Raw genomic sequence first — 22,621 nt, forward strand, 5'->3', positions numbered from 1 at the left:
TTTTCGTCGGAGGCGGTCGTCGTGGCCCGGGCGGGTCTCGTAGTGCAGTGTGATCAAGAGGGGGAGACCTCGTTGCGGGTTCACTCTTGTGGTGGCAGGCGAGGCTCAAGCCGCGTGCGTGGAAAGCCGGTGAGGCGGAGGACGGGATCATCGCAGGGTTCTCTGGTGGCGGGTGGTCCATGCGGTCGGGGCGGCGGCCAGGGTGAGGGCTCCGGCGAGCCACAGGACGGCCTGGAGCGGCAAGGTGTCGACGGCTGCGGCGCCGGCCAGGGCGCCGAGGCCGATCGAGAGGTTGAACACCGCGACCCACAACGCGGACGCTTCCTCGACGGCCTCCGGCGCGGCCTTGATCATCCACGTCTGCAGGCTCGTGGAGACCCCGCCGTACGCCAGGCCCCAGATCACGAGCAGGGTCACGCCGCCCATGGCGGTGAGTCCCGCCACGGGGTAGAGCAGCATGGTCGCCCCCAGGGCGGCGGCGATGACCAGGACGGTGCGGTGCGGCCTGCCGGCCACGGTGGCGCCCGCGGCGAAGTTCCCCGCGACGCCGGCGACGCCGAAGGCGAACAGCAGCGGCCCGACCAGGCGTCCGTCGATGCCGGACAGGTCGCGCAGCACGGGGCTGATGAAGGTGTAGGCCGTGAAGTGGCCGGTCACGATCAGGAACGTCGCCAGGATGCCGGCCCGGACGCCCCCGTTGCGGAACTGGCCGGCCAGCCGCCGCAGGCCCACGGGCTGAGCCGCCGTCAGCGGCGGCAGCACCGCCAGCAGGGTCACCAGCACGGCGAGCGCGAGGGCGCTCAGCGCGCCGAACGCGATCCGCCAGTCGGCCAGCCCGCCGATCAGTGTGCCGATGGGGACGCCGGCGACGTTCGCGGCCCCGACGCCGCCGAAGATGATCGCGGTGGCGCGTGGCACGCGCGCGGCCGGGACGAGCCGGACGGCCAGGGCTCCGGCGATGGCCCAGAACCCGCCGATGGCCACGCCGACCAGCACCCGGGCGGCGATCAGCAGCGGGTAGGCGGGGGCCAGGGCGGACGCCAGGTTGGCGAGCGTCATGAGCCCCATGAGGGCGACGAGCAGGAGCCGGCGGTCCATCCGGCCGACGAGCAGCGGGACCGTCGGGGCGGCGACGGCGGCGACGATGCTGGGGACCGTGACCATCAGCCCCGCCGCGCCCTCCGAGACCGACAGTGCCGAGCCGACGGGGGTGAGCAGTCCGATGGGCAGCTGCTCCGCCGTGACCAGGAGGAACGTGCCGAAGGCCACGGCGCAGACGGCGGCCCAGTGGCTTGTCGGCGGGGTGTCTCGGTCGCTCGCGGGCGGGTGCGTGGCCGTCACGTCGGGTTCTTCCTCTCAGTTTGGGAGCGGTCGCTCCCGTATGGCGGCACACCCTAATACGGGAGCGATCGCTCCACAACTTTGTTAGGGTGGGGGCATGGCACGACCCAGGGAGTTCGACGAGCAGGACGTGGTCGCCAGGGCCGCCCACCTGTTCTGGTGCCGCGGCTACAACGCCACGTCCGTCCGTGACCTGGGCGCCGAGCTCGACCTCAAGCAGAGCAGCCTGTACCGGACCTTCAACGACAAGCACACCCTGTTCCTGCGGGCGCTGGACCACTATTGGGCCACCGAGTCCGCCCAGGCCGAGGAGCGGCTGAGCGTCGCCGGCTCCAGCCTGCGGATCCTGCGGGAGTGGCTGATCTGGATGGTCACGCACGAGGCCGGGCGCGGCTGCTTCGTGGTCAACACGGCGACCGAGCTCGGCGCCACCGACCCCGCGGTCCTGGAACGGACCGAGGCCGCGTTCGAAGGCACGCGGAAGAGCCTCGCCTCGCTCCTTCGGCGCGGCGTCCGCGACGGCGAGCTGCCCGCCGGCCTGGACGTCGAGGCCGCGGTGGAGTCGCTGTTCACGACGGTGCTCGGGCTGCGCGTACGGGAACGCGCCGGACACGACGCCGAACGGCTGACCACGGCTGTCGACTTCACGATCAAGATGCTGGCCGGGCCCGCGACCACCTGACCCCTGCCGGAGCCCGGCCGGGTCAGGGCAGTCAGGTGGAGGGCGAGCGCGACGCGCGTCCGGGGCGGTCGCGGATCAGGGGAAGGCGACGGCGGGCATCGGGCAACAACAGGTGACCGACGTCCGCCGACCGCAAGGCGTATGCATGCATGAGCCCCACCTGGCCGCCGCTCCTCAGGACGCCGCGGAACCGTCATCCGACGACGACGCGGCGGCGATCGAGCGGTCCTGGGACGAGCCCGAGTGTTTCGGCGCCGTCTTCGACGCGCACTATCCGGACATTCATCGCTACGTCTCCCGCCGCCTCGGTCCGCACGCCGCCGACGACGTCTCCGCCGAGACGTTCGCCCTGGCCTTCCGCCGGCGGCGCCGCTACGACCTGAGTCACCGCAGCGCCCGTCCCTGGCTGTACGGCATCGCGACGAACCTCATCAGCCGGCACCGCCGCGACGAGGTGCGCCTCCTGCGGGCGGTGGACCGGCTGCATCCTCAGGCGGAGCCGGCCGGGGGCCACGAGGAGGAGGTGACGGCCCGGGTGAGCGCGGAGAGCGTCAAGGGCGCGCTGGCCGAGGCCGTCGCCGCCCTGCCCGCCGCGCAGCGTGACGTGCTGCTGCTGGTGGCGCTGGCCGGGCTGAGCTACGACGACGTGGCGCGGGCCCTGGACGTGCCCTTCGGCACGGTGTCCTCGCGGCTGAACCGGGCGCGAAGGAAGCTGCGCGAGGCGCTGGGCGACACGAACCCGCTGCTCGACGAGGAAGAGGCCTGACGATGAACGAACTGGATCTCGTCCGCGGCGTGTACGGCGACCCGCCTCCTCCGTCCGCGGCCGCCACGGCGACGGCCCGCCGCCGCATGCTGGGCCAGGACGCGCCTGCGCCGGTACGCCGGCGTCGCGCCTGGCGGGTGCCGCTAGGCCTGGCGGCCGCCGCCACGGCCGCGGCGGTGGCGGCCGGCGTGACGCTCACGTCGGGCGGCGAGCCCGCACGGCCCCGTCCGGGCCTGACGGCCGGCCCGGAGGCTCCGTCGCCGCGCGGCATGATGCTGGCCGCCGCCTCCCGGGCGGAGCTGCAGCCGGAGGGCCGCTACTGGTACACGCATCAGCGCCACGCCTTCGCGGCGCTCGCGCTGGGCAGGACCGGCGGGTACGTCGTGGAGGAGCGCGACGAGTTCTTCAGGTGGACGGGACGCAGCCGTGGCGACGGCACCTCCTTCTACGGCCGTGACTTGTCCGGCAAACCCCAGACCAGGGCCGACGCCGACGCCTGGCGCGCGGCGGGCTCCCCGTCGAGCTGGCGGATCCGCTCGTCGGGGCTCACCAGGACCCTCGGCTCCGAGCCGGGCCCCTGGCAGGAGGACGATCCGGACGCCCAGGGCGGAGGCGCGTTCCACATCGCGGGCGTCGGCCGGTTCACCTACCAGGAGCTCCAGGACCTGCCCACCGGGCCCGAGGCGTTGCGCGAGATCCTGTGCGAGGGCTCGATCACGTCCGCCGACGGCGGATCGGGTGCGCCGAAGCGTTGCGACGAACCCAGGCATGTGCTGGACCACGTCTTCTTCATGCTCGCGGACACGCCCGTCCCGCCCAAGGTACGGGCCGGTCTCATGCGCCTGATCACCGATTACCCCGGCGTGCAGCGGCTCGGCGCCGTCACCGATCCGCTCGGGCGGGCCGCGGTCGCCCTCGCGGTCTCGTTCGAGAGCGTCGACGGCCGCGGGACGATCCAGCGGCAGGTGCTCTTCGACCAGCGGACCGGCGAGCTGCTGGGCAGCCGCGACATCCAGCTCAAGCCTGGACGGAACAGTCAGAAGTGGCAGGTCCCCGGCCGCATGCTGGACTACTGGCTGGTGGTGGACGCGGGCTGGTCCGACACCAGGCCCGTACTCCCCGGCTGACTCCGGCGGCCGGGCAGGAGGTCAGTGGACCGCTTCCGCGTACGTCGCGAGGGTGGCCTCCGCCGTGCGGGCCCAGGAGTAGCGGGCGCGGACGTGGGCGGCGCCGCGCCGGGCGAGGGCGGCCGCGTGGCCGGGGTCGTCGAGGCAGCGGGACAGGGCCGCGGCCAGCTCCGCAGGCGAGCCGGTGCGGCAGCGGACCGCTCCGTCGCCGACCACCTCGGGGGAGTAGCCGGGGCCCACCACGACCGGCCGGCCCAGCGCCATCGCCTCGACCGCGACCAGCCCGAACGGCTCGTACGACGAGGGGAAGACGCACACGTCGGCGGCCAGGAAGTGCGCGAACACCTCGGGCGCGCCCAGGAAGCGGTGGGTGGCGACGACGTGCCGGCCGACGCCCTCCCGCTCGATCAGCCGGGCCAGCTCGGCGGCGTCGCCGGTGCCGGGGCTCTGCCCGCCGACGAGCACGACCCGCAGGTCGTCGTGGTCGCGAAGCAGCGCCGGCACGGCCCTGACCAGGGTGTGCGCGCCCTTGTGCGGTGACAGGCGGCCGGCGAAGACGATCAGCCGGCCGGCGCCGCCGGGCAGGTAGCGGGCCCGGACCTCCGAGCGCAGCCGGTCGCGGTCGGCGTCGGGCAGCGCGGCCAGCCGTACCAGCTCGGGGTCCTCGAAGCCGTGCGGCACGACGCGGAGGCGGCCGGGCGGCCAGCCGCGCGCCACGAGCTCGTCGCGCATGCCCGCGCTGGGCACCACGATCAGGGTGGCGAGCCGGGCCTGCGCCGTCTCCAGCGCGGTGATGCCGACGGTCACGGCGGTGCGGCGGGCGCCCGTGGCGGGGTTGTGCTCGCAGGTGTGCACGTGGAAGACCACCGGCATCCGGCCGAGCAGGCGGCACAGGATCCCGGCCAGGCAGCCCATCCAGTCGTGCACCGCGACGACCGCGCCGGAGCGGTCGGCGCGACCCGAGCGACCCGAGCGACCGGCGCGGTCGGCGCGCAGGACGCGGGCCGCGACCCGGACGTTGAAGGCGAGCAGCCCGGCGATCCTGACGAGCGGCCGGACCCGGGCGCCGGGAGCCCCCGCGGTGCGCAGCCGGTGCAGCGTGACGCCGCCGGTCCGGTCCGTTCCCGGACGCCGGCGCGGGCCGGCCGCGCCGAACACCTCGACCGGGACGCCGGAGCCGGCCAGGGCGGGGATCATGCGCTCGGCGTACCGGCCGAGGCCGCCGACGACGTTCGGCGGGACCTCGGTGCAGACGACGTAGCAGCGGCGCGGCGGAGGCGAGGGAGGGCTGTCGGCGCGGGCCGTCATGCGGCTTGGCATCTCCCATCCGAGGTCACCGCCCGGCCGGCCGGGCGGTCGCTTCGGAAGGTGACCCTATCCGGTGCGCACGCGGTAGCGCAGGTGGAGCACCCGGTTGCCCTGGATGACCACGTGGGGGTCCTCCAGCAGGTGCTGGGCGTCGACGGAGCCGAAGTAGCGCTTGCCCGCGCCGAGGACCACCGGCGCGACGTCCATGGCCACCTCGTCGACGAGCCCGGCCGCCAGCACCTGGCCGCCGACGTCGCCGGCGGCGACCTCCACCGTGCGGTCGCCCGCCAGCCGTCGCGCCTGCTCCACGGCGGCCTCGACGCCCTCGACGAAGTGGAAGGGGGCCGCGGCGTCCCAGTCGTCCGGCATCGGCCGGTGGGTCACGACGACCATGTGGTCGATGCCGCTCGGCGGCCGGCCGCCCCACCCCTTCGTCAGGTCGAAGACGTGGCGGCCGACGACCGTCACCCCGATCTCGTCCCAGTACGGGCGGACGTAGTCGTAGGACGCCTGGGTGACCTTCACCTCCCCCTTGTCGTCCAACGGGACGTCACCGCCGGACATCCAGTCGAACAGCGGCCCGACCTGGTCGTTCGGGTCCGCGATGAAGCCGTCCACGGACACCGTGCTGTACAGGACCACCTTGCCCACGAGGGTTCTCCTCTGCTCGTCAGCTCGCCGGTGCCCATGGTGGCCCGCCGGAGGCCGCCGGCTCTTGTAAGAAACTAAACGGCCGGCAGCGGCCCGACGTCGAGGGCGTGGCCGGGGTGCTCGCGCAGGAACCGGCGGCGGGCCTCGACGTACCGGGTCGGGGTGAGCCCGGTGAACGTCCGGAACTCGTGGCCGAAGTGGGCCTGGTCGAAGTAGCCGGCGCGGCCGGCCAGGTCGGCCCAGTCGACCGGCCCGGCGGCGTCGATCGCGCGCACGGTGGCGGCGAATCGGTAGGTGCGGGCGAGCCGCTTCGGCGTGAGGCCGATGAGCTCCTTGAACCGCTGCCCCAGGTGGGCGCCGCTGACGCCGGCCGCCGCGCTCAGGTCGCCGATCACCACCGATCCCCGGGTCGCCGCGATGACGCCGCTCGCGTGGCGGACCAGCCCCAGCCCGGTGGTCTCGCGCGTGCGCCGCATGAGCCGTGTCAGCTCGTCCTCCAGCAGCGTCAGCATCTCGTACGGCCCGCGCGCCGCGGCCAGCCGGTCCCGCAGCTCGCACACGGCGCGGCGGCCCCAGACCTGCTCCACCGTCAGCGGCCGGTCGCGCAGCTCGGCCGCCGGCATCGGCAGGAACGGCGCCAGCCCCCACGGCTTGAAGTGCACGCCGACCGACCGGGTGCGCGGCGGGTAGCCGAACTCCAGGGCGCGGGTGAGGGTGGTGATCACGCAGCCGTCGGCGTACTCGGCGGACTCGATGGCCACGGACTCGGTGGCGGCGCGGATCCGGAACGGCGCCCCGAGGTTGAGGATGAGCACCGCCGACGGCATCGGTGGCAGCGTCAGCCGGGAGTACGGCGGCGCGCCCGCCAGGTAGTAGAGGTCGTCGATCAGCCCGGCGAGCGGCTTTCGTGGTGCTTTGGACACGTACTCCACGTCTCCCAGCATCGCCGGGCGCGGCCCCCTCGCGCGACAGGGGCTCAGCGGGGGCCCGCGCCCGCGCCGTGGGCCTCGGCCGACAGGTGCTGCCAGTCGGACCAGGTCTTGAGACGGGCGTCGTACGCGTCCTGGATCATCGGGTAGAAGCCCTGGCCGAACAGGACGCGCAGGGGCGGGCTGTCGAGGTCGGCGAGCTTGAGGAGGGCCTGCGCGGCGGCGGCCGGGTCGCCCGCGGGCTGCTTGCCGGCGAGCGCGCCGAGGCGGGCGCGGAGGCCGTCGTAGGCCGGGTCGGTGCTGGACATGTGGCCGTTGGCGAGCGGGTCCGGGTTCTTGCCGCCCCTGGTGGCGAAGCCGCCGGGCTCGACGATGGTGACCTTGACGCCGAACTCGGCGACCTCGCCGGCCAGGGCCTCGTTCAGGCCCTCCAGCGCCCACTTCGAGGCGTGGTACGCGCCGCCGAGCGGCATCGCGATCACCCCGGCCGCCGAGGAGAGCTGGATGATGTGCCCCGAGCGCTGCTCGCGCAGGTGCGGCAGGACCGCCTGGACGACCCACACCGCGCCGAACAGGTTGGTCTCCATCTGGTCGCGCAATTCCTGCTCGGTGAGCTCCTCGACCGCGCCGACCTGGGCGTAGCCGGCGTTGTTCACGACGACGTCGAGGCGGCCGAAGCGGTCCACGGCGCGCCGCACGCCGTCGAGGACGGCGGCTCTGTCGGTGACGTCCACGGCGAGCGGGAGCACCGCGTCGCCGTACGCGGTGACCAGGTCGTCGAGGTCGGCGGCGTTCCTCGCGGCGGCGGCCACCCGGTCGCCGCGGGACAGGGCGGCCTCGGTGAAGTGGCGGCCGAGGCCGCGGGACGAGCCGGTGATGAACCAGACCTTGCTGCTCATGATGTCCTTCCTGGGGTGGTGAGCGGGTGGTCGTTACCAGGCGACGGGGCCGAGGCGGTCGACGAAGACGCCGGTGGGGCCGTCGGGGTCGAGGGTGGCGAGCCGGATGATCGGGTCGGTGCCCTCGGTGACGGTCAGCTCGCCGGTGTGGTGGTTCATGTCGGTGGCGGTGAACTTGCGGTTGGCGACCTCGCCGGGCGTGGCGACGTTGAACTTGATGTGCGGCAGCGCCTGGGCGTAGCGGACGGTGATCATGTTGAGGGCGGCCTTGGAGGAGCTGTAGGCCAGCTCGTGCATCTTCGAGACGCGCTGCTCCGGGTCCGTCACGACGGCGAACGAGCCGCCGCCGCTGGAGACCATCACCACGCGCGGGTGGTCGGCGGCCTGGAGGAGGGGCAGGAAGGCGTGGGTGACGCGGACGGGGCCGTAGACGTTGGTGTCGTAGACCTCGTGCAGGTCGGCGACGGTGGCGTCCGCGGGCGGGACGATGCCGCCGGGGGCGCCGGCGTTGTTGATGAGCACGTCGAGGCGGTCGGTGTGCTCGGTGACCAGGCGGGCGGCGGCGGCGGCGGACTCGTCGGAGGTCACGTCGAGGGGGACGAGGATCGCGGTCACGCCGTCGGCGGCCAGCTTGTCCACGGCGGCCTGTCCTCGGGCCTCGTCGCGGGAGCCGAGGAAGACGGTCCAGCCCATCAGGCCGAGCCGGCGGGCGGCCTCCAGGCCGAGACCCTTGTTGGCTCCGGTGATCAGCACGGTGGTGGGGCGCGGGGCGCTGTTGTTGTCGCTCATGTCCGGGAGACGACGTGGCGTCCGGGCCTGTGACATGACGTGAGCGAGGTCACAACGCCGGGAATCGGGGCGATTCGGTGCAGTAAAGGCACGGACGGGTGCGGGTGCGGGGCGGATACCGTGCAGAAAGGCGTCCGGGGGCGGGAGCGGGCCTAGGTTCGCGAAGTATGCGGAGAGTGGACGTACTGGTCGTCGGGGCGGGCCTGGCCGGGCTGCACACGGCCCGGCTGCTGGCCGGGCGCGGGCTGGACGTGCTGGTGGTCGACCGCCGCCGGTCGCTGGCCACGGGCATCAGGACGACGGGCATCTTCGTGCGGCGCACCCTCGACGACTTCGACCTGCCCGGGCACCTGCTCGGCCCGGGCATCAGGGACGTGCTGCTGTACCCGCCGTCGCGGCGCTCGCCGGTCAGGCTCACCAGCGAGCGGGACGAGTTCCGCGTCGCGGACATGGCGGGCGTGTACGCGTACGCCCGCCGGGCCGCGGAGACGGCGGGGGCGCGGGTGGAGCTGGGCGTCCGCTACGCGGGGCCGGCGGCGGGAGGTGCGCGGCTGGCGGGGACGGAGCCGGTGGCGGCGCGGTTCGTCGTCGGGGCGGACGGGGCGCGCTCGCGGGTGGCGCGCGACCTCGGCCTCGACGTCAACCGCCGGTTCCTGGCCGGCGCCGAGCTCGTCCATCCGGTCGCGCCCGGCGCGGGGCGGGCGCCGGCGTTCCACTGCGTGCTGGACCCGCGGATCGCGCCCGGCTACCTGGGGTGGGTCGTCGACGACGGGCGGGAGGCCCATGTCGGCGTGGCGGGGTACCCGGGGGCGATGCGCGGTGGCGTCCGCCGGCTGCTGGACGCCTTCGTCGCCGCCGGGCCGCCCGGCCACCCGGCGCCGGCCGGGCCGGTGGCGCGCAGAGGGGGGCCGATCCCGGTGGGCGGGGTGCTGCGGCGGCTGGCGTGTCCCGCCGGGCTGCTGGTGGGGGACGCCGCGGGCGCGGTGTCGCCGCTGACGGCGGGCGGGCTGGACCCGTGCCTGCGCCTGTCGGAGCTGGCGGCGGCGGTCGTGGCGGAGTACCTGCGGACGGGCGACGAGCGGGTGCTGCGGCGCTACGACGGGGGCGCGTTGCGGGCCCGGTTCCGGGGGCGGCTGCTGTCGCGGCGGGCGTTCGCGGGCATCCGGTCGCCCGCCGTGGCGGAGGCCGCGGTGGCGGCGCTGCGCGGCCGGGCCGGGCGGGCGGTGGCGGCGCGGGTCCTGTTCGGCGACGGGTCCTTCCCCGACGTGCGGCCCGACGCCGTGGGCGGCCCGGTCACGAGGAGCCGGAGTGGGTGACCCCGCTCACGCGGGGCTGAGGGTGGCGGCGAGGGTGGCGCCCAGCTCCCAGCAGGCCGCCAGGTCGTCCTTGCCCGGCGCGCCGGTCACCGTCACCGGCGGCCGGACGCGCTCCCAGCCGAGCCCGCCCGCGATCGACTCGACCGCCCGCACGGCCCCGGTCGTGTCGTCGTTGCCGTGGACGTACAGCCCGTACGGCAACCGCCGGGTCTCCTCCAGGCACGGGTAGTAGACCGTGTCGAAGAAGTGCTTGAGCGCCCCGCTCATGTAGCCGATGTTGGCCGGCGTGCCCAGGAGGACGCCGTCCGCCTCGAACACGTCCACGGCCGTGGCGCGCAGCGCCGCCCGCGCGACGACCTCCACGCCCTCGACCTCGTCGGTGGCGGCGCCGTCGCGCACCGCCTCGAAGAGCGCCTGCAACGCGGGCGAGGCGGTGTGGTGCACGATCAGCAGGCGGCGGACCTCACGCGGCGACACGAGGGCGATCCTCTCACGCCGGGGTCAGCCGCGGACGGCGTGGATCTCGTCGAGGTGGCTCTCCACCCAGGAGCGGAGCAGGCCGAGGGGCCCGGCCACGCCGCGGCCGAGGTCGGTGAGCGCGTACTCGACGTGCAGCGGCACCGCCGGGTAGATCGTGCGATCGACGAACCCGTAATCCTCCAGGCGGCGCAGCGTCTGGGTGAGCACTTTCGGGCTCACGCCCTCCAGCCGCCGCTGCAGCGCGCCGAAGCGTTGCGGCCCGTCCTCCAGCGCGCCGACCACCAGGGCCGACCACTTGTTGGCGAGCATGTCCAGGACGTCCCGGCAGGGGCACTGCGCGGCGTAGACGTCGTGGCGGTCGTGCAGGCCGGTCCGGCAGGTCATCGGCATCCGCAGAACCCTTCCTCGGCGGGTTATAACTTCCCAAAGGATAGTAGTCGCCCTTGCGAGTTACTACCGTCCTTTGGATAGCTTCGGCTGCGGCCGGGCCGTACGACGCCCGGCCGGTTCGAGACAGAAGCGAGGAGACACCCATGCGCGCGATCATCCAGGACACCTTCGGCGGCCCGGAGGTGCTGCGGCTCGCCGACGTGCCGCGGCCGGCCCCGCTGCCCACCGAGATCCTGGTACGGGTGCACGCCGCCGGCGTCAACCCGGTCGACTGGAAGACCCGCCAGGGCGGCGGCATGGCCGGGGTGCTCGGCGAGCCGCCGTTCATCCTGGGCTGGGACGTCTCCGGGGTGGTGGAGGAGGCCGGGTTCGGCGTGACGGTGTTCGAGCCGGGGGACGAGGTGTTCGGCATGCCGTGGTTCCCGCGCCAGGCCGGCGCGTACGCCGAGTACGTCACCGCGCCCGCCCGCCAGTTCGCCCGCAAGCCGCGCACGATCGGCCACGAGGCCGCCGCCGGGACGCCGCTGGCCGCGCTCACCGCCTGGCAGGCCCTGGTCGACACCGCCGGGATCGCCGCCGGGCAGCGGGTGCTGATCCACGCGGCGGCGGGCGGCGTGGGCCACCTCGCGGTGCAGATCGCCCGGCACGCGGGGGCGTACGTGATCGGCACCGCGAGCGCGCCCAAGCACGACTGGCTGCGCTCGCTCGGCGCGGACGAGGTGATCGACTACACGGCCACGTCCTTCGAGGAGGCGGCGCGCGACGTGGACGTGGTGCTCGACCTGGTCGGCGACGGCCACGACCGGACCAGCACCCGCTCGCTGGAGGTGCTGCGGCCCGGCGGGCTGCTGATCGCGGTGCCGTCCGGGGTGGCGCCCGAGCTGCTCGACCGGGCCCGGGGACGCGGCCTGCGCGCCACCGGCATCCTGGTCGAGCCGGACGGCGCGGCGCTGACCAGGATCGCCGAGCTGATCGACAAGGGCGAGCTGACGGTCGAGGTGGACGAGGTCCTCCCGCTGGAGGAGGCTGCCGAGGCGCACCGCCGCGGCGAGCGGGGACGCACCCGCGGCAAGATCGTCCTCACTGTCGCTTGATGGGAAAAGTTACCCTTTGTCGCCTATTGCGCTCTTTGTCCCCGTAGGGGCACTATCGGCGCATGGCAGAGCGCGATCTTCGCAGCGGCGACCTGGAGCTCGACCGCCTGATGGCGGAGTTCCAGGCGAGCTCCCGGGAGCTCTCCGACGTCATGGGCCTGGTCGGGGACGTGACCGGGCAGGCGGAGAGCCCGGACGGCAAGATCCGGGTGCGGGTCTCGTCCTCGGGACAGCTCACCGGCCTGCACCTCGACCCCAGGGCGATGCGCCTGGGGTCGCAGGAGCTGGCCGAGGCGATCATGCGGCTCTCGCGCCGCGCGGCCGAGGACGCGGCCCGGCGGCTCATGGACGTCGCCCGGCCCTACCTCGACGGGCCGGCCGGCGAAGCCGGGACCGGCCGGCCCCGGCGGTGATCGGCCCGGCCGATCACTTCGGGATCAGGCTGCGCGTGCCGTGGATGATGAACTTCTGGTACATCTCCTCCTCGGTCAGGCCGTGCTCCGCCCCGGGCAGCGGGTTGTCCCCGTGCTGGGCGTCCATCACCATCGAGTACGTCGTCGAGGCGGTCAGCCGGGGCACGAAGCTGCCGGTGTTCAGCGTGTGCCCGCCGGGCAGCGGCACGTCGGTGGCCACGGTCCGGAGGCCGGGCACCTTGGTGACCAGGGCCGCGCTGCCGTCGGCGACCGCGTCGAAGGCCAGGTTCGCCACGAAGTGCTCGCGGAACGCGGTGAGGTTGTAGCCGGCCGAGCGCACGTCGTTCCCGGACAGGTCCGTCTTGATGCCGGCGAGGTGGTTGAGCCCGAGCGGCAGGACCACCTCGCCCGTCGCGTACGCCGCGCTGTCGGCCACGTAGTAGGCGAACATCGGCAGGAGCAGCGTCACGAACCGGTTCGCCGTGGCGGTGAGCAGCACCGCCTTCCGCTTCATGATCGCCTGGAAGAGCTTCCAGGTGACCACCTGGTAGCCGATCGTGAACATCATGTCGACGGTCATGATCCAGCACATCACCCGCAGCGCGTGATTGATCTTCTCGATCACGTCCGCGAACGCCCGGCAGGCCCGGGCCGCGTTGCGGTGCTTGAGCGAGACCGCGAGCACGGCGGGCCCGTACGTCCCGGTCCAGAACGTCCTGAACTCCTCGACCGCCGGGTCCTGGCTCTTCGTCCACACGGTCTCGGCGGCCGTGTTCGCCTCCCGGAAGTGCGTGTCGATCGCGTCGGCCAGCTCGTCCAGGGCGTCGGCCGCCTCGCGGATGCGCTCGGGGTCGCCCTCCAGGTACGAGACGCCGAACAGGACCTCGGGCGCGAGCAGCCCCGCCGCGCCCGCGCCGGCCATGCCGCCCAGCGCGACCTTGGTGCCGAGGCCGAGTGCCATGCCCGCCCCCTCAGGCCCGTTCGACCGGCGTGGAGGGCACGCTGATCTCGTCGTTCCTGCGCCGGGCGAAGGCGACCAGGTCCCGGACGAAGGCGTTCCTGTCGACCATGCTCGCCCAGTCGGCGGCCTTGACGTTCCTGCTCATCGCGACGACGGCCGAGCCGATGCCCTGGTACGCCTCGGCGAGGTTGCGAAGGGCCGTGCTCAGGTCCTCGTAGGCGCCGTCGAAGCCGGGGTGGCCGTCCTGCCCGCGCCGGAAGATCCGGGCCGCCTCGTCGCTCGCCGGGTCGCCGAAGTGGGGGATGAGGGGGTCGAGCCGGGTGCGCACCCGGCTGACGGCGCGCGCGAACTCGCCGCCCTCGGCATGGATCGCCTTGCCGCCGGCCTCCGTGCTGGTGTGGTCGATGTCCACAAGAGTCCCTTTCGTCCCGCGCGTCACCCCACGCCAGTCTCTGAACCCTTTGTTGCCGGCGCATGACTTCCCGGTTGCCAGTGGTGACCAAACCCGAGAGAGCGCTCTCTTGACAGGGGCGGTGAGATTGCCGGAAGGTTTCGGTTGACGCACTTCCGTGGATCCGATGAGGTAATCGCGATGGTCCGCACCCCCCGAAAAGGAACGTTGCTCGCCGCCTGCGCCGCACTCGTCTCGGTGCTCGCGCTGCTCGTCCCCCTCGCCGGCGCCGCGAGCGCCGCCCCCGCGCCCGGTCCCCTGGTCTGGTCCGACGAGTTCGACGGAGCCGCCGGCAGCGCCGTCGACGCCGCCAAATGGCGCTTCGACATCGGCGGCGGCGGCTGGGGCAACAACGAGCAGGAGTACTACACCAACAGCACCCGCAACGCCGCCCTCGACGGCGCCGGGAACCTGGTGATCACCGCCCGCCGTGAGAACCCGGCCAACTACCAGTGCCACTACGGCACCTGCCAGTACACCTCGGCGCGGCTCCTCACCTCCGCCACCTTCACCCGCGCCTACGGCCGCTTCGAGGCGCGCATGAAGCTGCCCAGGGGCCAGGGAATCTGGCCGGCGTTCTGGATGCTGGGCAACGACATCGGCTCCGCCGGCTGGCCGAACAGCGGCGAGATCGACATCATGGAGAACATCGGCCGCGAGCCGAACACCGTGCACGGCACCATCCACGGCCCCGGCTACTCCGGCTCGGGCGGCATCGGCGCCGGCTACACGATCGGCTCGGCCTTCGCCGACGCCTTCCACACCTTCGCCGTCGACTGGTCGCCCAACCTGCTCGTCTGGTACGTGGACGGCGTCGAGTACCAGCGCCGCACCCCCGCCGACCTGGGCGGCAACCGGTGGGTCTTCGACCACCCGTTCTTCATGATCATGAACGTCGCGGTGGGCGGCTACTGGCCCGGCTACCCCGACGCGACCACCACGTTCCCGCAGTCCATGACCGTCGACTACGTCCGCGTCTACGCCCCGCCCACCGACACCGGCACCGGCGGCCGGATCACCGGCTACGGCGGCAAGTGCGTCGACGTGGCCGGCGCGAGCACCGCCAACGGCACGGCCGTGCAGCTCTACGACTGCAACGGCACCGCCGCCCAGAGCTGGTCGTGGAACTCCGACGGCTCGGTGCGGGCGCTCGGCAAGTGCATGGACGTCACGAGCGGGTCCACCGCCAACGGCGCGCAGGTGCAGCTCTACGACTGCAACGGCACCGGCGCGCAGAAGTGGACCTACAACTCGGGCACCGGCCAGATCGTCAACCCGCAGTCCGGCAGATGCCTCGACGCGACCGGCGTCAGCTCCGCCAACGGCACCCGGCTGCAGATCTGGGACTGCACCGGCGGCGCCAACCAGAAATGGGCCAGAAGCTGAGAGAGCGCGTTCTCGTCCCCCGGGTGGCCCGGTCATTCCCTGCGGGGAATTGTCCGGCCGCCCGGGGCGGGCGCACGATCGGCCGCATGAGTGACACGGTGACGACAAGGCGCATGCCGGCCTGGCGGGCGCGCAGCGGGGGCGGCATCGACGGGCTGGAGCTGCGTGAGGAGCCGGAGCCCGTCCCCGGGCCCGGCGAGGTGCTGGTGGCCGTCAAGGCGGTCTCGCTCAGCTACCGGGAGCTGCTGGTGCTGCGCGGCGAGTACGTCCTGCCGGTGAAGGACGACCTGGTGCCGGTGTCGGACGGCGCCGGCGAGGTGGTGGGCCTGGGGCCGGGGGTGCGCGGGACGCGGATCGGCGACCGGGTGACCGCCGGGATCTTCCCGTACTGGGCGGCCGGGCCGTTCGGGCGGCCGGAGCAGCTCCCGCAGCTCGGCGGCTCGCTGGACGGCCTGCTGGCCGGGAGGGTGGTGCTGCCGGAGAGCGCGCTGGTGCCGGTGCCCGCCCACCTGTCCTACGCCGAGGCCGCGACGCTGCCGTGCGCCGCGGTGACCGCCTGGCACGCGCTGGAGGGCGTCCGGGCCGGGGACACCGTCCTGACGCTGGGCACCGGCGGCGTGTCGCTGTTCGCGGCGCAGCTCGCCCGGCTGCTCGGCGCGCGGGTCCTCGCCACCACCGGCGACCCCGGCAAGGCCGGGCGGCTGCGCGCGCTCGGCGTGGACGAGGTCGTGGTCCGCGGTGAGGGGCCGGGCGACTGGCCCGAGCGGGTGCGCGCGCTGACCGGCGGCCGGGGCGTGGACCGGGTGGTGGACGTGGTCGGCGACCTGCCGCGCGCGCTGCGTGCGCTCGCGATGTCCGGTGAGGTGGCCTTGGTCGGGTTCCTGGGGGCGGAGCCGCCCGCGCTGGACCCCCGGGCGTTGTTCGGGGCGGCCGCCCGGGTCCGGGCCGTCGCGGCCGGGAGCCTCGCGCACTTCGCCGCGATGAACCGGGCGATCGAGGCGGGCCGGATGCGGCCGGTGCTGGACCGGGTGTTCCCGTTCGAGGAGGCCGTCGGCGCCTTCCGCTACTACGCGGACGAGCGGCCGTTCGGCAAGGTCGTCATCACGGTGTGAGCGCCGGTCACGCCGTCGCGGCCGGCAGGCGCAGCACGAAGCGGGCGCCCGCGTCGGAGTCCTCGATGGTCAGGGACCCGCCGTGCGCGGCGGCGATCTCGCGGGCGATCGGCAGCCCGAGCCCGGTCCCGCCCGCGTCCCGGTTGCGGGAGGCGTCCAGGCGGGTGAAGCGCTGGAAGACCACCTCGCGCTGGTCGGGCGCGATGCCCGCGCCGTCGTCCAGCACCTCCAGCACGGCCTCGCCGTCCTGCCGCCGCACGGTCACCAGGACCTGCTCCTCGGCGTGCCGCTCGGCGTTGTCCAGCAGGTTGGTGAGCAGCCGGACGAGCTGGAGCTGGTCGCCGGTGACGACGACGCCCGGCTGCACGCTGGTGATGACCCGCCTGGCCCGGTGCCGGCCGGCCTCGGCGTTGACCAGCTCGCCGAGGTCCACCGGCTCGCGGGCGGCCGGCGCGCCGGCGTCCAGCTTGGTCAGGGTGAGCAGGTCGGTGACGATGGCCTGGAGCCGGTCCAGGCTGTTGCACACCTGGCGGGCGGTCTCCGGCCAGTCGGCCTCCTCGGGGTGGAGCAGGGCGTCCTCGACCTGGGTGCGCATCGCGGTGATCGGGCTGCGCAGGTCGTGGGAGGCGTCGGTGGCGAAGCGGCGCTGCCGCTGCATCGCGATCTCCTGCTGCCGCATCGCGTTCTCCAGCCGCTCCAGCGTGCGGTTGCCGGTCTCGGCGAGGTCCCTGATCTCGTCGTCGTGCTCCGGCACGGGCAGGCGCATCGCGCCGTCGCCGCCGGCGGTGATCTCGGCCAGTCTCCTGGTGATGCTGCTGACCGGGGCGAGCGTCTTGGCGACGATGTGCGAGACCCCGAAGTAGGTGAGCGTGACCAGCAGCGCCGTCACGCAGACCTGGAAGAGCAGCACCTTGGAGCTGACGTACCAGGGGACGGACGGGGCGTAGGCGAAGATCCGGTACTCGCCGTCCGGCTGGTAGGCGATCAGCGCCACCACGGTCTTGCAGGAGCCGGGGAACGCGGGCAGGTCGCAGACGTGCGGCAGGCTGTCGTTGGCCTGGTTCGGGTGGGGGAGGGCGGTGGTCTGCTGCGGCCGCCCGGCCAGGTTCGGCGTCCACGCGAGCGGGCGGCCCGACGGGTCGAGCACCTGGACGCCGTCGAGGCCGTAGGACGGCAGCACCCGGGGGAGCCGGTCGTGCTTGACCATGAGCAGGACGCGCAGCACCCGGCTTGACGTGTCGTGCGCGTTGATGGTGGCGACCTGGTTGCGCACGCCCCACAGCACGAACCCGCTGACCACCACGTTCAGCAGCAGCATGACGATGGCCGCGTACAGCGCCAGCCGCCTGCGCAGCGACTGCCCCAAGCGTGTCTTCACACCGTCCCCCGGCGCCCAGGACATCACAACGAGCGCGTTCATCGGGACTTTGGGCGACAAAGGTTAGATAAAAGGTCAGAAGAAATGCGAGTTATCTACAAGATTGTCCGGTGCTACGCGGGGCAGTGGGGCGGGGATGTCCTCCCCCGACCTCATCCTGGCCCTCGGCGGCGCCGCCGCGCTGCTCGCCGCCGTCCTGCCCGCCCTGCTCGCCCGCCGGGCGGTCTCCCTGCCTCTGGTCTACCTGCTCGCCGGCATGGCGCTCTACCTGCTGCCGATCGGGCTGCCCGAGCCCGACCCCGTCGCCCACCGGACGGCGGTGGAGCACGTCACCGAGATCTGCGTGCTGGTCTCGCTCATGGGCGCGGGGCTGGCGCTCAACCGGCGCGCCGGGCTGCGGAGCTGGTCGTCCACCTGGCGGCTGCTCGGCTGGGCGATGCCGCTGACCATCGCGGGGGTCACGGCCGCGGCCATGGGCCTGCTGGGCTGGCCCCTCGCCGCCGCGCTGCTGCTCGGGGCGGTGCTCGCGCCCACCGACCCCGTGCTCGCCTCCGACGTCAGCGTGGGCGAGCCCGCCGACGCCGAGAACGCCGACGACGAGGTGCGCTTCGCGCTCACCTCCGAGGCCGGGCTGAACGACGGCCTGGCCTTCCCGTTCGTCTACGCCGCCATCGCCCTCGCCACGGTCGGCGGCGCGGGCTGGGCCGCCGGGTGGGCGCTGACGGACGTGCTCTACCGGATCGTGGCCGGGGTGGTCTGCGGCCTGCTCATCGGCCGCCTGCTCGGCCGGCTGTTCTTCCACAGCCGGGCCGAGGAGCTGCGGCTGGCCGAGCACCGCGACGGCTTCGTGGCGCTGGCCGCCACCCTCCTCGCCTACGGCGTCACCGAGCTGGTCAGCGGCTACGGCTTCATCGCGGTGTTCGTCGCCGCCTGCGCCATCCGCCGGGTCGAGCACGGCCACGGCTACAACACGATCATGCACGGCTTCGTCGAGCAGCTCGAACGCCTCTTCACCGCCTGGCTGCTGCTCCTGCTCGGCGGCTTCGTCGCGGCCGGCGGCCTGGCGCCGCTCACCTGGCGCGGCGCGGCCGTCGGGCTGCTGCTGCTCCTGGTCATCCGGCCGCTGTCCGGCCGGATCGCGCAGATCCGGGGCCTGGCCGGGCCCCGGGAGCGGTGGGTCATCTCCTTCTTCGGCATCCGGGGGATCGGGTCGCTGTTCTACCTCGCGTACGCGCTCGGCCACGCCGACTTCGGCGTGCCGGGCGAGGAGCTGTGGGCGGTGACCGCGTTCACCGTGATGATGTCGGTGGTCCTGCACGGGGTCACCGCCACGCCGGCCATGAGCCGGCTCGACGCCCTGCGCGAGCGCCTGCCGGCCCGTGGGTGATCAACCGGTCAGCGGAGGAGGGACGCCCAGCCGGGACGGCCGGGCAGCGGGCCCGGGTACGGACGCGGCGCCTGCTTGGCCGCCATGTCGGCAGGCGGCACCGCCGGGCAGCGCGCACCGGGCGCGGGCAGCGCGCCGGACACCAGGTACCGGTCGAAGGCACCCGTCGGGCAGTCGCCGCGGCCGTAGATGCCGTGGCCCCACCCCTCGTACGTCAGCAGCCGGCCCTCGCGCCCGATCTGCAGCGCCGCGTTCACCGCCCACGGGTAGGCCGTGGCCGGGTCGTGCACGGCGTTGCCGAGCAGGAGCGTCGGCGAGCCGTCCACCTTGAGCCGGTGCTGCGGGTTGGGCGTGGCCGTGCCCTGGCAGGCCAGCGCGAGCGGGTGCGCCGCGGCGCTGACCAGCATGTCCGGCGCGATGGCCGCCGACCTGCGCAGCAGCCGCGCCCAGTCGCGGTAGTCGCGCACCGGCAGCGCGTAGTCCTGGCAGAAGACGAAGCCGGCGTCGTTCACGGTGTCCTCGGCGGTGTCCCCGGCGGTGTCCTCGGCGGTGTCCCCGGCGGCCCTGGCGGCCGGCGGGGCGAGCAGCGGGCTCGCCGGCACCTCGGCGCCGCTGTCCATAGCCGCCAGCAGCTCGGCCAGCCGGCTCCAGGCCGGGCCGTAGAACGCGCTGAACGCCAGCCCGATGAGGTCGAGCTTGCGCAGCTTGACCTCCGGCTGCCCGGGGAAGGACACCTCGCCGCGCTCGGCGCGGGCCAGCAGGTCGTGCCACACCGCGCGGACGTCCCTTCCGTGCAGGGCGCACGAGGTGGTCCGGTCGCACCAGGCGACGAACTCGTTGAAGGAGTCCTGCGAGGTCCACGACTCGGTGTCCAGGAACGCCTGGGTGCCGAGGCTGTGGTCCATGTTGCTGTCCAGGGCCAGGGCGCGGATGCGGCGCGGGTAGCGCTCGGCGTAGAGCTGGCCGATCAGCGTGCCGTACGACACCCCGTAGTAGGTCAGCTTGTCGTCGCCGAGCGCGGCGCGCAGGGCGTCGAGGTCGCGGATGACGTACCCGGTGTGCACGTGGTCGAAGAGCGGGCCGGTGCGCCGGCGGCAGTCGTCGCGGTAGCGCTTGTTGTAGGCCAGCATGGCGTCCCAGTCGGCCTGGCTCTTCAGCGACAGCGGGTCGGGCGCCTGCTGGGCGAGCTCCAGCGAGCAGGTGACGGGGTGGCTGCGGGCCACGCCGCGCGGGTCGAAGCCGACCACGTCGAAGCGGCTGGTGATCTCGGGGGTGAACCCGAGCCAGTCGTTCAGCACGGCGTCCACACCGGAGCCGCCTGGGCCGCCCGGGTTGATGACCAGCGAGCCGACGCGGGCCGCCGGGTCGCTCGCCCTGCGGCGGGCGAGAGCCAGCTCGAACGTCCCCGCGCCCGGGTTGTTCCAGTCGATCGGCACGGTGAGCGTCCCGCACTCGACCTCGGCGTTCTCCGCGCACGGCGCCCACTGGACGGCGGGCGCCGCGGCGGCGGCGGTGGCCGGCACGAGCGGCGCGGCCAGGGCCAGCAGGAGAGTGAGGATCAGGACCGGTCTTCGCATCGCGATGTCCAATCGTCGGGGACCTGATCATCGGTCAGGACGCCCGACAAAGCCATCCGACTATAGTAGGAAAAGCGAGTCATCCTCGGGGACCTGTTCGAGGGCGCCCGCCGCCCCGCCTCAGCCCCGGGCCGCGCCCACGGGCCGGCCGCCGGAGCCGCGCACCGCGCACAGCAGCCGGTTGTTGCCGCGCTGCCACAACGCGCCGACCTCGCTGAACCCGGCCGCCCGCAGCGCCTCGACGTGCTGCGACAGCAGGTGCGACTCCGATCCGTGGTGGCCCGCCCCCGCCGTGGTGCGCTCCGCGTCCAGCTCGGCGAGCGCGGGGTCCGCGCCGACGGCCTCCCACCAGGTCCGCCAGTCCTCCGGCCGCCGCGCGCCGAACACCCGCTCCGCCTCGCGCTCGTGCACCGCGCGCTCCAGCCGCGACAGCGTCGGCGTGACGTCGTCGCTGTCCAGGTGGTCGCCGTTGAGCAGCACGCCGCCCGGCCGCAGCACGCCGGCCAGCTCGGCGTAGACGCGGCGCAGGTCGGGGCCGGAGATCCAGTGCAGCGCCGTCGTGCTGACGGCCGCGTCGGCGGGCCGGTCGAGGCCCAGCAGGTCGCTCCAGCCGGGCCGGCGCAGGTCCGCCGGCACGAACGTGAGCCGCGGGTAGGCGGCCCGGCCCAGCCCGAGCAGCAGCGGGTCGGCGTCCACCGCCACGACCCTGGCCTCCGGCAGCCGTTCCAGCAGCCGGGCCGACAGCGACCCGGGCCCGCAACCGAGGTCGATGACCAGCGGGTCGGGCCGCCCGAGGGCCTCGACGGCGTCGATCAGGGCGGTGAAGCGCACCTCGCGGTCGGGGAGGTAGCCCTCCTGCTGGCGGTCCCAGCGCTCGATCCATTCCAGTGCGGCATCGTGGGTGAGCATGGACGTCTCCTTGTGACCGTCGTTTATGCTTTCGGCAGTCACAACTTAGAACACGAAGGTGTAACCGGTCAATTGGACTTCAACAGTCACACTGATGGGGTGGTCCGGGTGACGGTGGCGTTGGTGAACGCCCTGACCCCCGGCGAGCAGCGCGGACGCCCCCACCCCAGCCCCGCCGACGCCGGCGCAGCGGCCACCGCGGCCCTGCGCTCCGTGTACGGCTCGTACCGTGAGATCACCGCCGCCGACGGCGCCGAGCTGGCCGCGGTCGCCGGCCGGCTGCGCGAGGTGTTCGCCGCCGTCGACGCGGGCGACGTCGACAGCGCCGCGACCACGGTCAACGCGCTGCTGGAGGAGTTCCACGCCCGGCCCATGCTGGAACGGCACGACGGCGAGCCCTGGCACCTGCACTTCCACGGCAAGGGCGGCACCACGGCCGGCGAGTGGGGGGCCGGCTGCGCGACCGGCCTCGCGATCGTGCTCGGCAGCGAGTTCGCCGACCGGCTCGGGGTCTGCACGGCCCCGCACTGCGACCGCGTCTACGTGGACGTCTCCCGCAACGGCACCCGCCGCTTCTGCTCCACCGCCTGCCAGAACCGGGTCAAGACGGCCGCCTTCCGCGCCCGGGGCCGCGAGAGGTAGCGGACATCGGAAAAGACGGCTTACCGGGAGGCGGCTTTCCCCTTACCGGCCGAACCGGCCGCGGCGGGGAGCCGTGAGCGAGGGTGTCCTGAAGTCCGATGGGAGAGGAATCGTCCCATGCGCAGACACTTGGCAGCCGCCACCCTCGCCGCCGCTGCCGCCGCCACCGCCCTCGTCGCGCTCCCGGCGCCGGCGAGCGCGTCCACCGCCGCCGGCCCGGCCGCCGCGGCGCGGGTCGTGCTGACCGGCAGGCAGGAGGTCCCCGGGCCGGGCGACCGCGACGGCTTCGGCACGTTCTCCTACCGCGTCCGCGGCGGGAAGCTGTGCTACGTGCTCACCGCCCGCAGGATCGCGCCCGCCTTCGCGGCGCACGTCCACGCGGGCCGGCGGGGCGTGGCGGGGCCGATCGTCGTCACGCTCAAGGCGCCGGCGAAGGGCTCCGCCAGCGGGTGCGTCAAGGCCGTGCGGCACCAGAACCGCAGGAACGCCGCGCTCGTCCTCACCTTCCGCGAGCTGCGCGGCATCGTACGCACGCCGCACCGCTACTACGTGAACGTGCACAACGCGAAGTTCCCCAAGGGCGCCATCCGCGGCCAGCTCTGACCGCGGCCCCCTGCTCCAGCTCCCCGGCGT

General features: G+C 73.9%; 24 protein-coding genes. 11 read left to right on the forward strand and 13 right to left on the reverse strand.

Annotated elements, in window-relative coordinates; genetic code table 11:
* Positions 1 to 147 precede the first annotated feature (147 nt).
* Positions 148 to 1,341 carry an MFS transporter gene (locus MF672_RS14550; RefSeq protein ID WP_242377522.1) on the reverse strand — a complete coding sequence of 398 codons (1,194 nt, stop codon included), beginning with the start codon at positions 1,339 to 1,341 and terminating at the stop codon, positions 148 to 150.
* Between the two features lie 97 nt (positions 1,342 to 1,438).
* Here MF672_RS14550 and MF672_RS14555 point away from each other — a divergent pair, with 97 nt between their 5' ends.
* From MF672_RS14555 to MF672_RS14565, 3 genes are all read left to right on the forward strand, one after another.
* Entirely contained in the window at positions 1,439 to 2,023 is a 585-nt protein-coding gene (locus MF672_RS14555; RefSeq protein ID WP_242377524.1) for a TetR/AcrR family transcriptional regulator, read from the forward strand.
* 145 nt (positions 2,024 to 2,168) lie between these two features.
* Positions 2,169 to 2,789, forward strand: coding sequence for an RNA polymerase sigma factor (locus MF672_RS14560; RefSeq protein WP_242377526.1), 621 nt, complete (start codon positions 2,169 to 2,171; stop codon positions 2,787 to 2,789).
* A 2-nt stretch (positions 2,790 to 2,791) separates the two neighbouring features.
* Positions 2,792 to 3,916, forward strand: coding sequence for a CU044_5270 family protein (locus tag MF672_RS14565; RefSeq protein ID WP_247815247.1), 1,125 nt, complete (start codon positions 2,792 to 2,794; stop codon positions 3,914 to 3,916).
* A gap of 21 nt (positions 3,917 to 3,937) precedes the next feature.
* Here the strand turns inward: MF672_RS14565 and MF672_RS14570 are convergent, their stop codons facing one another.
* From MF672_RS14570 to MF672_RS14590, 5 genes are all read right to left on the reverse strand, one after another.
* Complete coding sequence (locus tag MF672_RS14570) at positions 3,938 to 5,236, reverse strand: glycosyltransferase family 4 protein (protein WP_242375368.1); 1,299 nt, start codon at positions 5,234 to 5,236, stop codon at positions 3,938 to 3,940.
* Between the two features lie 54 nt (positions 5,237 to 5,290).
* Positions 5,291 to 5,875, reverse strand: coding sequence for a dihydrofolate reductase family protein (locus MF672_RS14575; protein ID WP_242375367.1), 585 nt, complete (start codon positions 5,873 to 5,875; stop codon positions 5,291 to 5,293).
* A gap of 74 nt (positions 5,876 to 5,949) precedes the next feature.
* On the reverse strand, positions 5,950 to 6,807 hold the full coding sequence (locus tag MF672_RS14580) for an AraC family transcriptional regulator (RefSeq protein ID WP_247815248.1): 858 nt from the start codon (positions 6,805 to 6,807) through the stop codon (positions 5,950 to 5,952).
* Positions 6,808 to 6,851: 44 nt separating this feature from the next.
* A complete protein-coding gene (locus MF672_RS14585; RefSeq protein ID WP_242375365.1) occupies positions 6,852 to 7,703 on the reverse strand; it encodes an SDR family NAD(P)-dependent oxidoreductase in 852 nt (283 codons plus the stop codon).
* Between the two features lie 33 nt (positions 7,704 to 7,736).
* Entirely contained in the window at positions 7,737 to 8,492 is a 756-nt protein-coding gene (locus MF672_RS14590; protein ID WP_242375364.1) for an SDR family NAD(P)-dependent oxidoreductase, read from the reverse strand.
* A 167-nt stretch (positions 8,493 to 8,659) separates the two neighbouring features.
* Between MF672_RS14590 and MF672_RS14595 the strand changes: the two genes are divergently transcribed.
* Positions 8,660 to 9,808, forward strand: a complete 1,149-nt coding sequence (locus MF672_RS14595) for an NAD(P)/FAD-dependent oxidoreductase (protein WP_242375363.1) — start codon at positions 8,660 to 8,662, stop codon at positions 9,806 to 9,808.
* A 6-nt stretch (positions 9,809 to 9,814) separates the two neighbouring features.
* Here MF672_RS14595 and MF672_RS14600 read toward each other — a convergent pair whose 3' ends face one another.
* Both MF672_RS14600 and MF672_RS14605 read right to left on the reverse strand, forming a co-directional pair.
* Positions 9,815 to 10,285, reverse strand: coding sequence for a flavodoxin family protein (locus MF672_RS14600; RefSeq protein ID WP_242375362.1), 471 nt, complete (start codon positions 10,283 to 10,285; stop codon positions 9,815 to 9,817).
* A gap of 24 nt (positions 10,286 to 10,309) precedes the next feature.
* Entirely contained in the window at positions 10,310 to 10,678 is a 369-nt protein-coding gene (locus tag MF672_RS14605; protein WP_242375361.1) for a winged helix-turn-helix transcriptional regulator, read from the reverse strand.
* Positions 10,679 to 10,821: 143 nt separating this feature from the next.
* On the opposite strand from MF672_RS14605, the gene MF672_RS14610 reads away from it, so the two are divergent.
* Both MF672_RS14610 and MF672_RS14615 read left to right on the forward strand, forming a co-directional pair.
* Positions 10,822 to 11,772, forward strand: coding sequence for an NADP-dependent oxidoreductase (locus MF672_RS14610; RefSeq protein ID WP_242375360.1), 951 nt, complete (start codon positions 10,822 to 10,824; stop codon positions 11,770 to 11,772).
* Between the two features lie 62 nt (positions 11,773 to 11,834).
* Entirely contained in the window at positions 11,835 to 12,185 is a 351-nt protein-coding gene (locus tag MF672_RS14615) for a YbaB/EbfC family nucleoid-associated protein (RefSeq protein ID WP_242375359.1), read from the forward strand.
* A 13-nt stretch (positions 12,186 to 12,198) separates the two neighbouring features.
* Here the strand turns inward: MF672_RS14615 and MF672_RS14620 are convergent, their stop codons facing one another.
* Both MF672_RS14620 and MF672_RS14625 read right to left on the reverse strand, forming a co-directional pair.
* Complete coding sequence (locus tag MF672_RS14620; protein WP_242375358.1) at positions 12,199 to 13,146, reverse strand: WXG100-like domain-containing protein; 948 nt, start codon at positions 13,144 to 13,146, stop codon at positions 12,199 to 12,201.
* Between the two features lie 10 nt (positions 13,147 to 13,156).
* Positions 13,157 to 13,558, reverse strand: coding sequence for a hypothetical protein (locus tag MF672_RS14625; protein WP_242375357.1), 402 nt, complete (start codon positions 13,556 to 13,558; stop codon positions 13,157 to 13,159).
* Between the two features lie 180 nt (positions 13,559 to 13,738).
* On the opposite strand from MF672_RS14625, the gene MF672_RS14630 reads away from it, so the two are divergent.
* Complete coding sequence (locus tag MF672_RS14630; protein ID WP_242375356.1) at positions 13,739 to 14,983, forward strand: glycoside hydrolase family 16 protein; 1,245 nt, start codon at positions 13,739 to 13,741, stop codon at positions 14,981 to 14,983.
* An 86-nt stretch (positions 14,984 to 15,069) separates the two neighbouring features.
* Positions 15,070 to 16,095, forward strand: coding sequence for a zinc-dependent alcohol dehydrogenase family protein (locus MF672_RS14635; RefSeq protein ID WP_242375355.1), 1,026 nt, complete (start codon positions 15,070 to 15,072; stop codon positions 16,093 to 16,095).
* A 7-nt stretch (positions 16,096 to 16,102) separates the two neighbouring features.
* Here MF672_RS14635 and MF672_RS14640 read toward each other — a convergent pair whose 3' ends face one another.
* Entirely contained in the window at positions 16,103 to 17,473 is a 1,371-nt protein-coding gene (locus tag MF672_RS14640; RefSeq protein ID WP_242375354.1) for a sensor histidine kinase, read from the reverse strand.
* A 136-nt stretch (positions 17,474 to 17,609) separates the two neighbouring features.
* On the opposite strand from MF672_RS14640, the gene MF672_RS14645 reads away from it, so the two are divergent.
* Complete coding sequence (locus MF672_RS14645; protein WP_242375353.1) at positions 17,610 to 18,860, forward strand: cation:proton antiporter; 1,251 nt, start codon at positions 17,610 to 17,612, stop codon at positions 18,858 to 18,860.
* An 8-nt stretch (positions 18,861 to 18,868) separates the two neighbouring features.
* Here MF672_RS14645 and MF672_RS14650 read toward each other — a convergent pair whose 3' ends face one another.
* Both MF672_RS14650 and MF672_RS14655 read right to left on the reverse strand, forming a co-directional pair.
* On the reverse strand, positions 18,869 to 20,437 hold the full coding sequence (locus MF672_RS14650; protein ID WP_242375352.1) for an alpha/beta fold hydrolase: 1,569 nt from the start codon (positions 20,435 to 20,437) through the stop codon (positions 18,869 to 18,871).
* Between the two features lie 120 nt (positions 20,438 to 20,557).
* Positions 20,558 to 21,346, reverse strand: a complete 789-nt coding sequence (locus tag MF672_RS14655; RefSeq protein ID WP_242375351.1) for a class I SAM-dependent methyltransferase — start codon at positions 21,344 to 21,346, stop codon at positions 20,558 to 20,560.
* Between the two features lie 108 nt (positions 21,347 to 21,454).
* Here MF672_RS14655 and MF672_RS14660 point away from each other — a divergent pair, with 108 nt between their 5' ends.
* Both MF672_RS14660 and MF672_RS14665 read left to right on the forward strand, forming a co-directional pair.
* The gene (locus MF672_RS14660) at positions 21,455 to 21,988 is read left to right on the forward strand and encodes a CGNR zinc finger domain-containing protein (RefSeq protein ID WP_308210492.1); all 534 of its coding nucleotides are present in this window, start codon (positions 21,455 to 21,457) and stop codon (positions 21,986 to 21,988) included.
* A 117-nt stretch (positions 21,989 to 22,105) separates the two neighbouring features.
* A complete protein-coding gene (locus MF672_RS14665; RefSeq protein WP_242375349.1) occupies positions 22,106 to 22,591 on the forward strand; it encodes a CHRD domain-containing protein in 486 nt (161 codons plus the stop codon).
* Positions 22,592 to 22,621 lie beyond the last annotated feature (30 nt).

The sequence above is a fragment of the Actinomadura luzonensis genome (assembly GCF_022664455.2).
GTDB lineage: Bacteria > Actinomycetota > Actinomycetes > Streptosporangiales > Streptosporangiaceae > Nonomuraea > Nonomuraea luzonensis.

Coding starts and splice junctions, on each gene's coding strand:
- MF672_RS14565 (WP_247815247.1), top strand. CDS start 2,792: ATGAACGAACTGGATCTCGTCCGCGGCGTGTACGGCGACCCGCCTCCT.
- MF672_RS14630 (WP_242375356.1), top strand. CDS start 13,739: ATGGTCCGCACCCCCCGAAAAGGAACGTTGCTCGCCGCCTGCGCCGCA.
- MF672_RS14665 (WP_242375349.1), top strand. CDS start 22,106: ATGCGCAGACACTTGGCAGCCGCCACCCTCGCCGCCGCTGCCGCCGCC.
- MF672_RS14635 (WP_242375355.1), top strand. CDS start 15,070: ATGAGTGACACGGTGACGACAAGGCGCATGCCGGCCTGGCGGGCGCGC.
- MF672_RS14620 (WP_242375358.1), bottom strand. CDS start 13,146: ATGGCACTCGGCCTCGGCACCAAGGTCGCGCTGGGCGGCATGGCCGGC.
- MF672_RS14645 (WP_242375353.1), top strand. CDS start 17,610: ATGTCCTCCCCCGACCTCATCCTGGCCCTCGGCGGCGCCGCCGCGCTG.
- MF672_RS14555 (WP_242377524.1), top strand. CDS start 1,439: ATGGCACGACCCAGGGAGTTCGACGAGCAGGACGTGGTCGCCAGGGCC.
- MF672_RS14615 (WP_242375359.1), top strand. CDS start 11,835: ATGGCAGAGCGCGATCTTCGCAGCGGCGACCTGGAGCTCGACCGCCTG.
- MF672_RS14655 (WP_242375351.1), bottom strand. CDS start 21,346: ATGCTCACCCACGATGCCGCACTGGAATGGATCGAGCGCTGGGACCGC.
- MF672_RS14585 (WP_242375365.1), bottom strand. CDS start 7,703: ATGAGCAGCAAGGTCTGGTTCATCACCGGCTCGTCCCGCGGCCTCGGC.
- MF672_RS14560 (WP_242377526.1), top strand. CDS start 2,169: ATGCATGAGCCCCACCTGGCCGCCGCTCCTCAGGACGCCGCGGAACCG.
- MF672_RS14610 (WP_242375360.1), top strand. CDS start 10,822: ATGCGCGCGATCATCCAGGACACCTTCGGCGGCCCGGAGGTGCTGCGG.
- MF672_RS14570 (WP_242375368.1), bottom strand. CDS start 5,236: ATGCCAAGCCGCATGACGGCCCGCGCCGACAGCCCTCCCTCGCCTCCG.
- MF672_RS14595 (WP_242375363.1), top strand. CDS start 8,660: ATGCGGAGAGTGGACGTACTGGTCGTCGGGGCGGGCCTGGCCGGGCTG.
- MF672_RS14650 (WP_242375352.1), bottom strand. CDS start 20,437: ATGCGAAGACCGGTCCTGATCCTCACTCTCCTGCTGGCCCTGGCCGCG.
- MF672_RS14605 (WP_242375361.1), bottom strand. CDS start 10,678: ATGCCGATGACCTGCCGGACCGGCCTGCACGACCGCCACGACGTCTAC.
- MF672_RS14590 (WP_242375364.1), bottom strand. CDS start 8,492: ATGAGCGACAACAACAGCGCCCCGCGCCCCACCACCGTGCTGATCACC.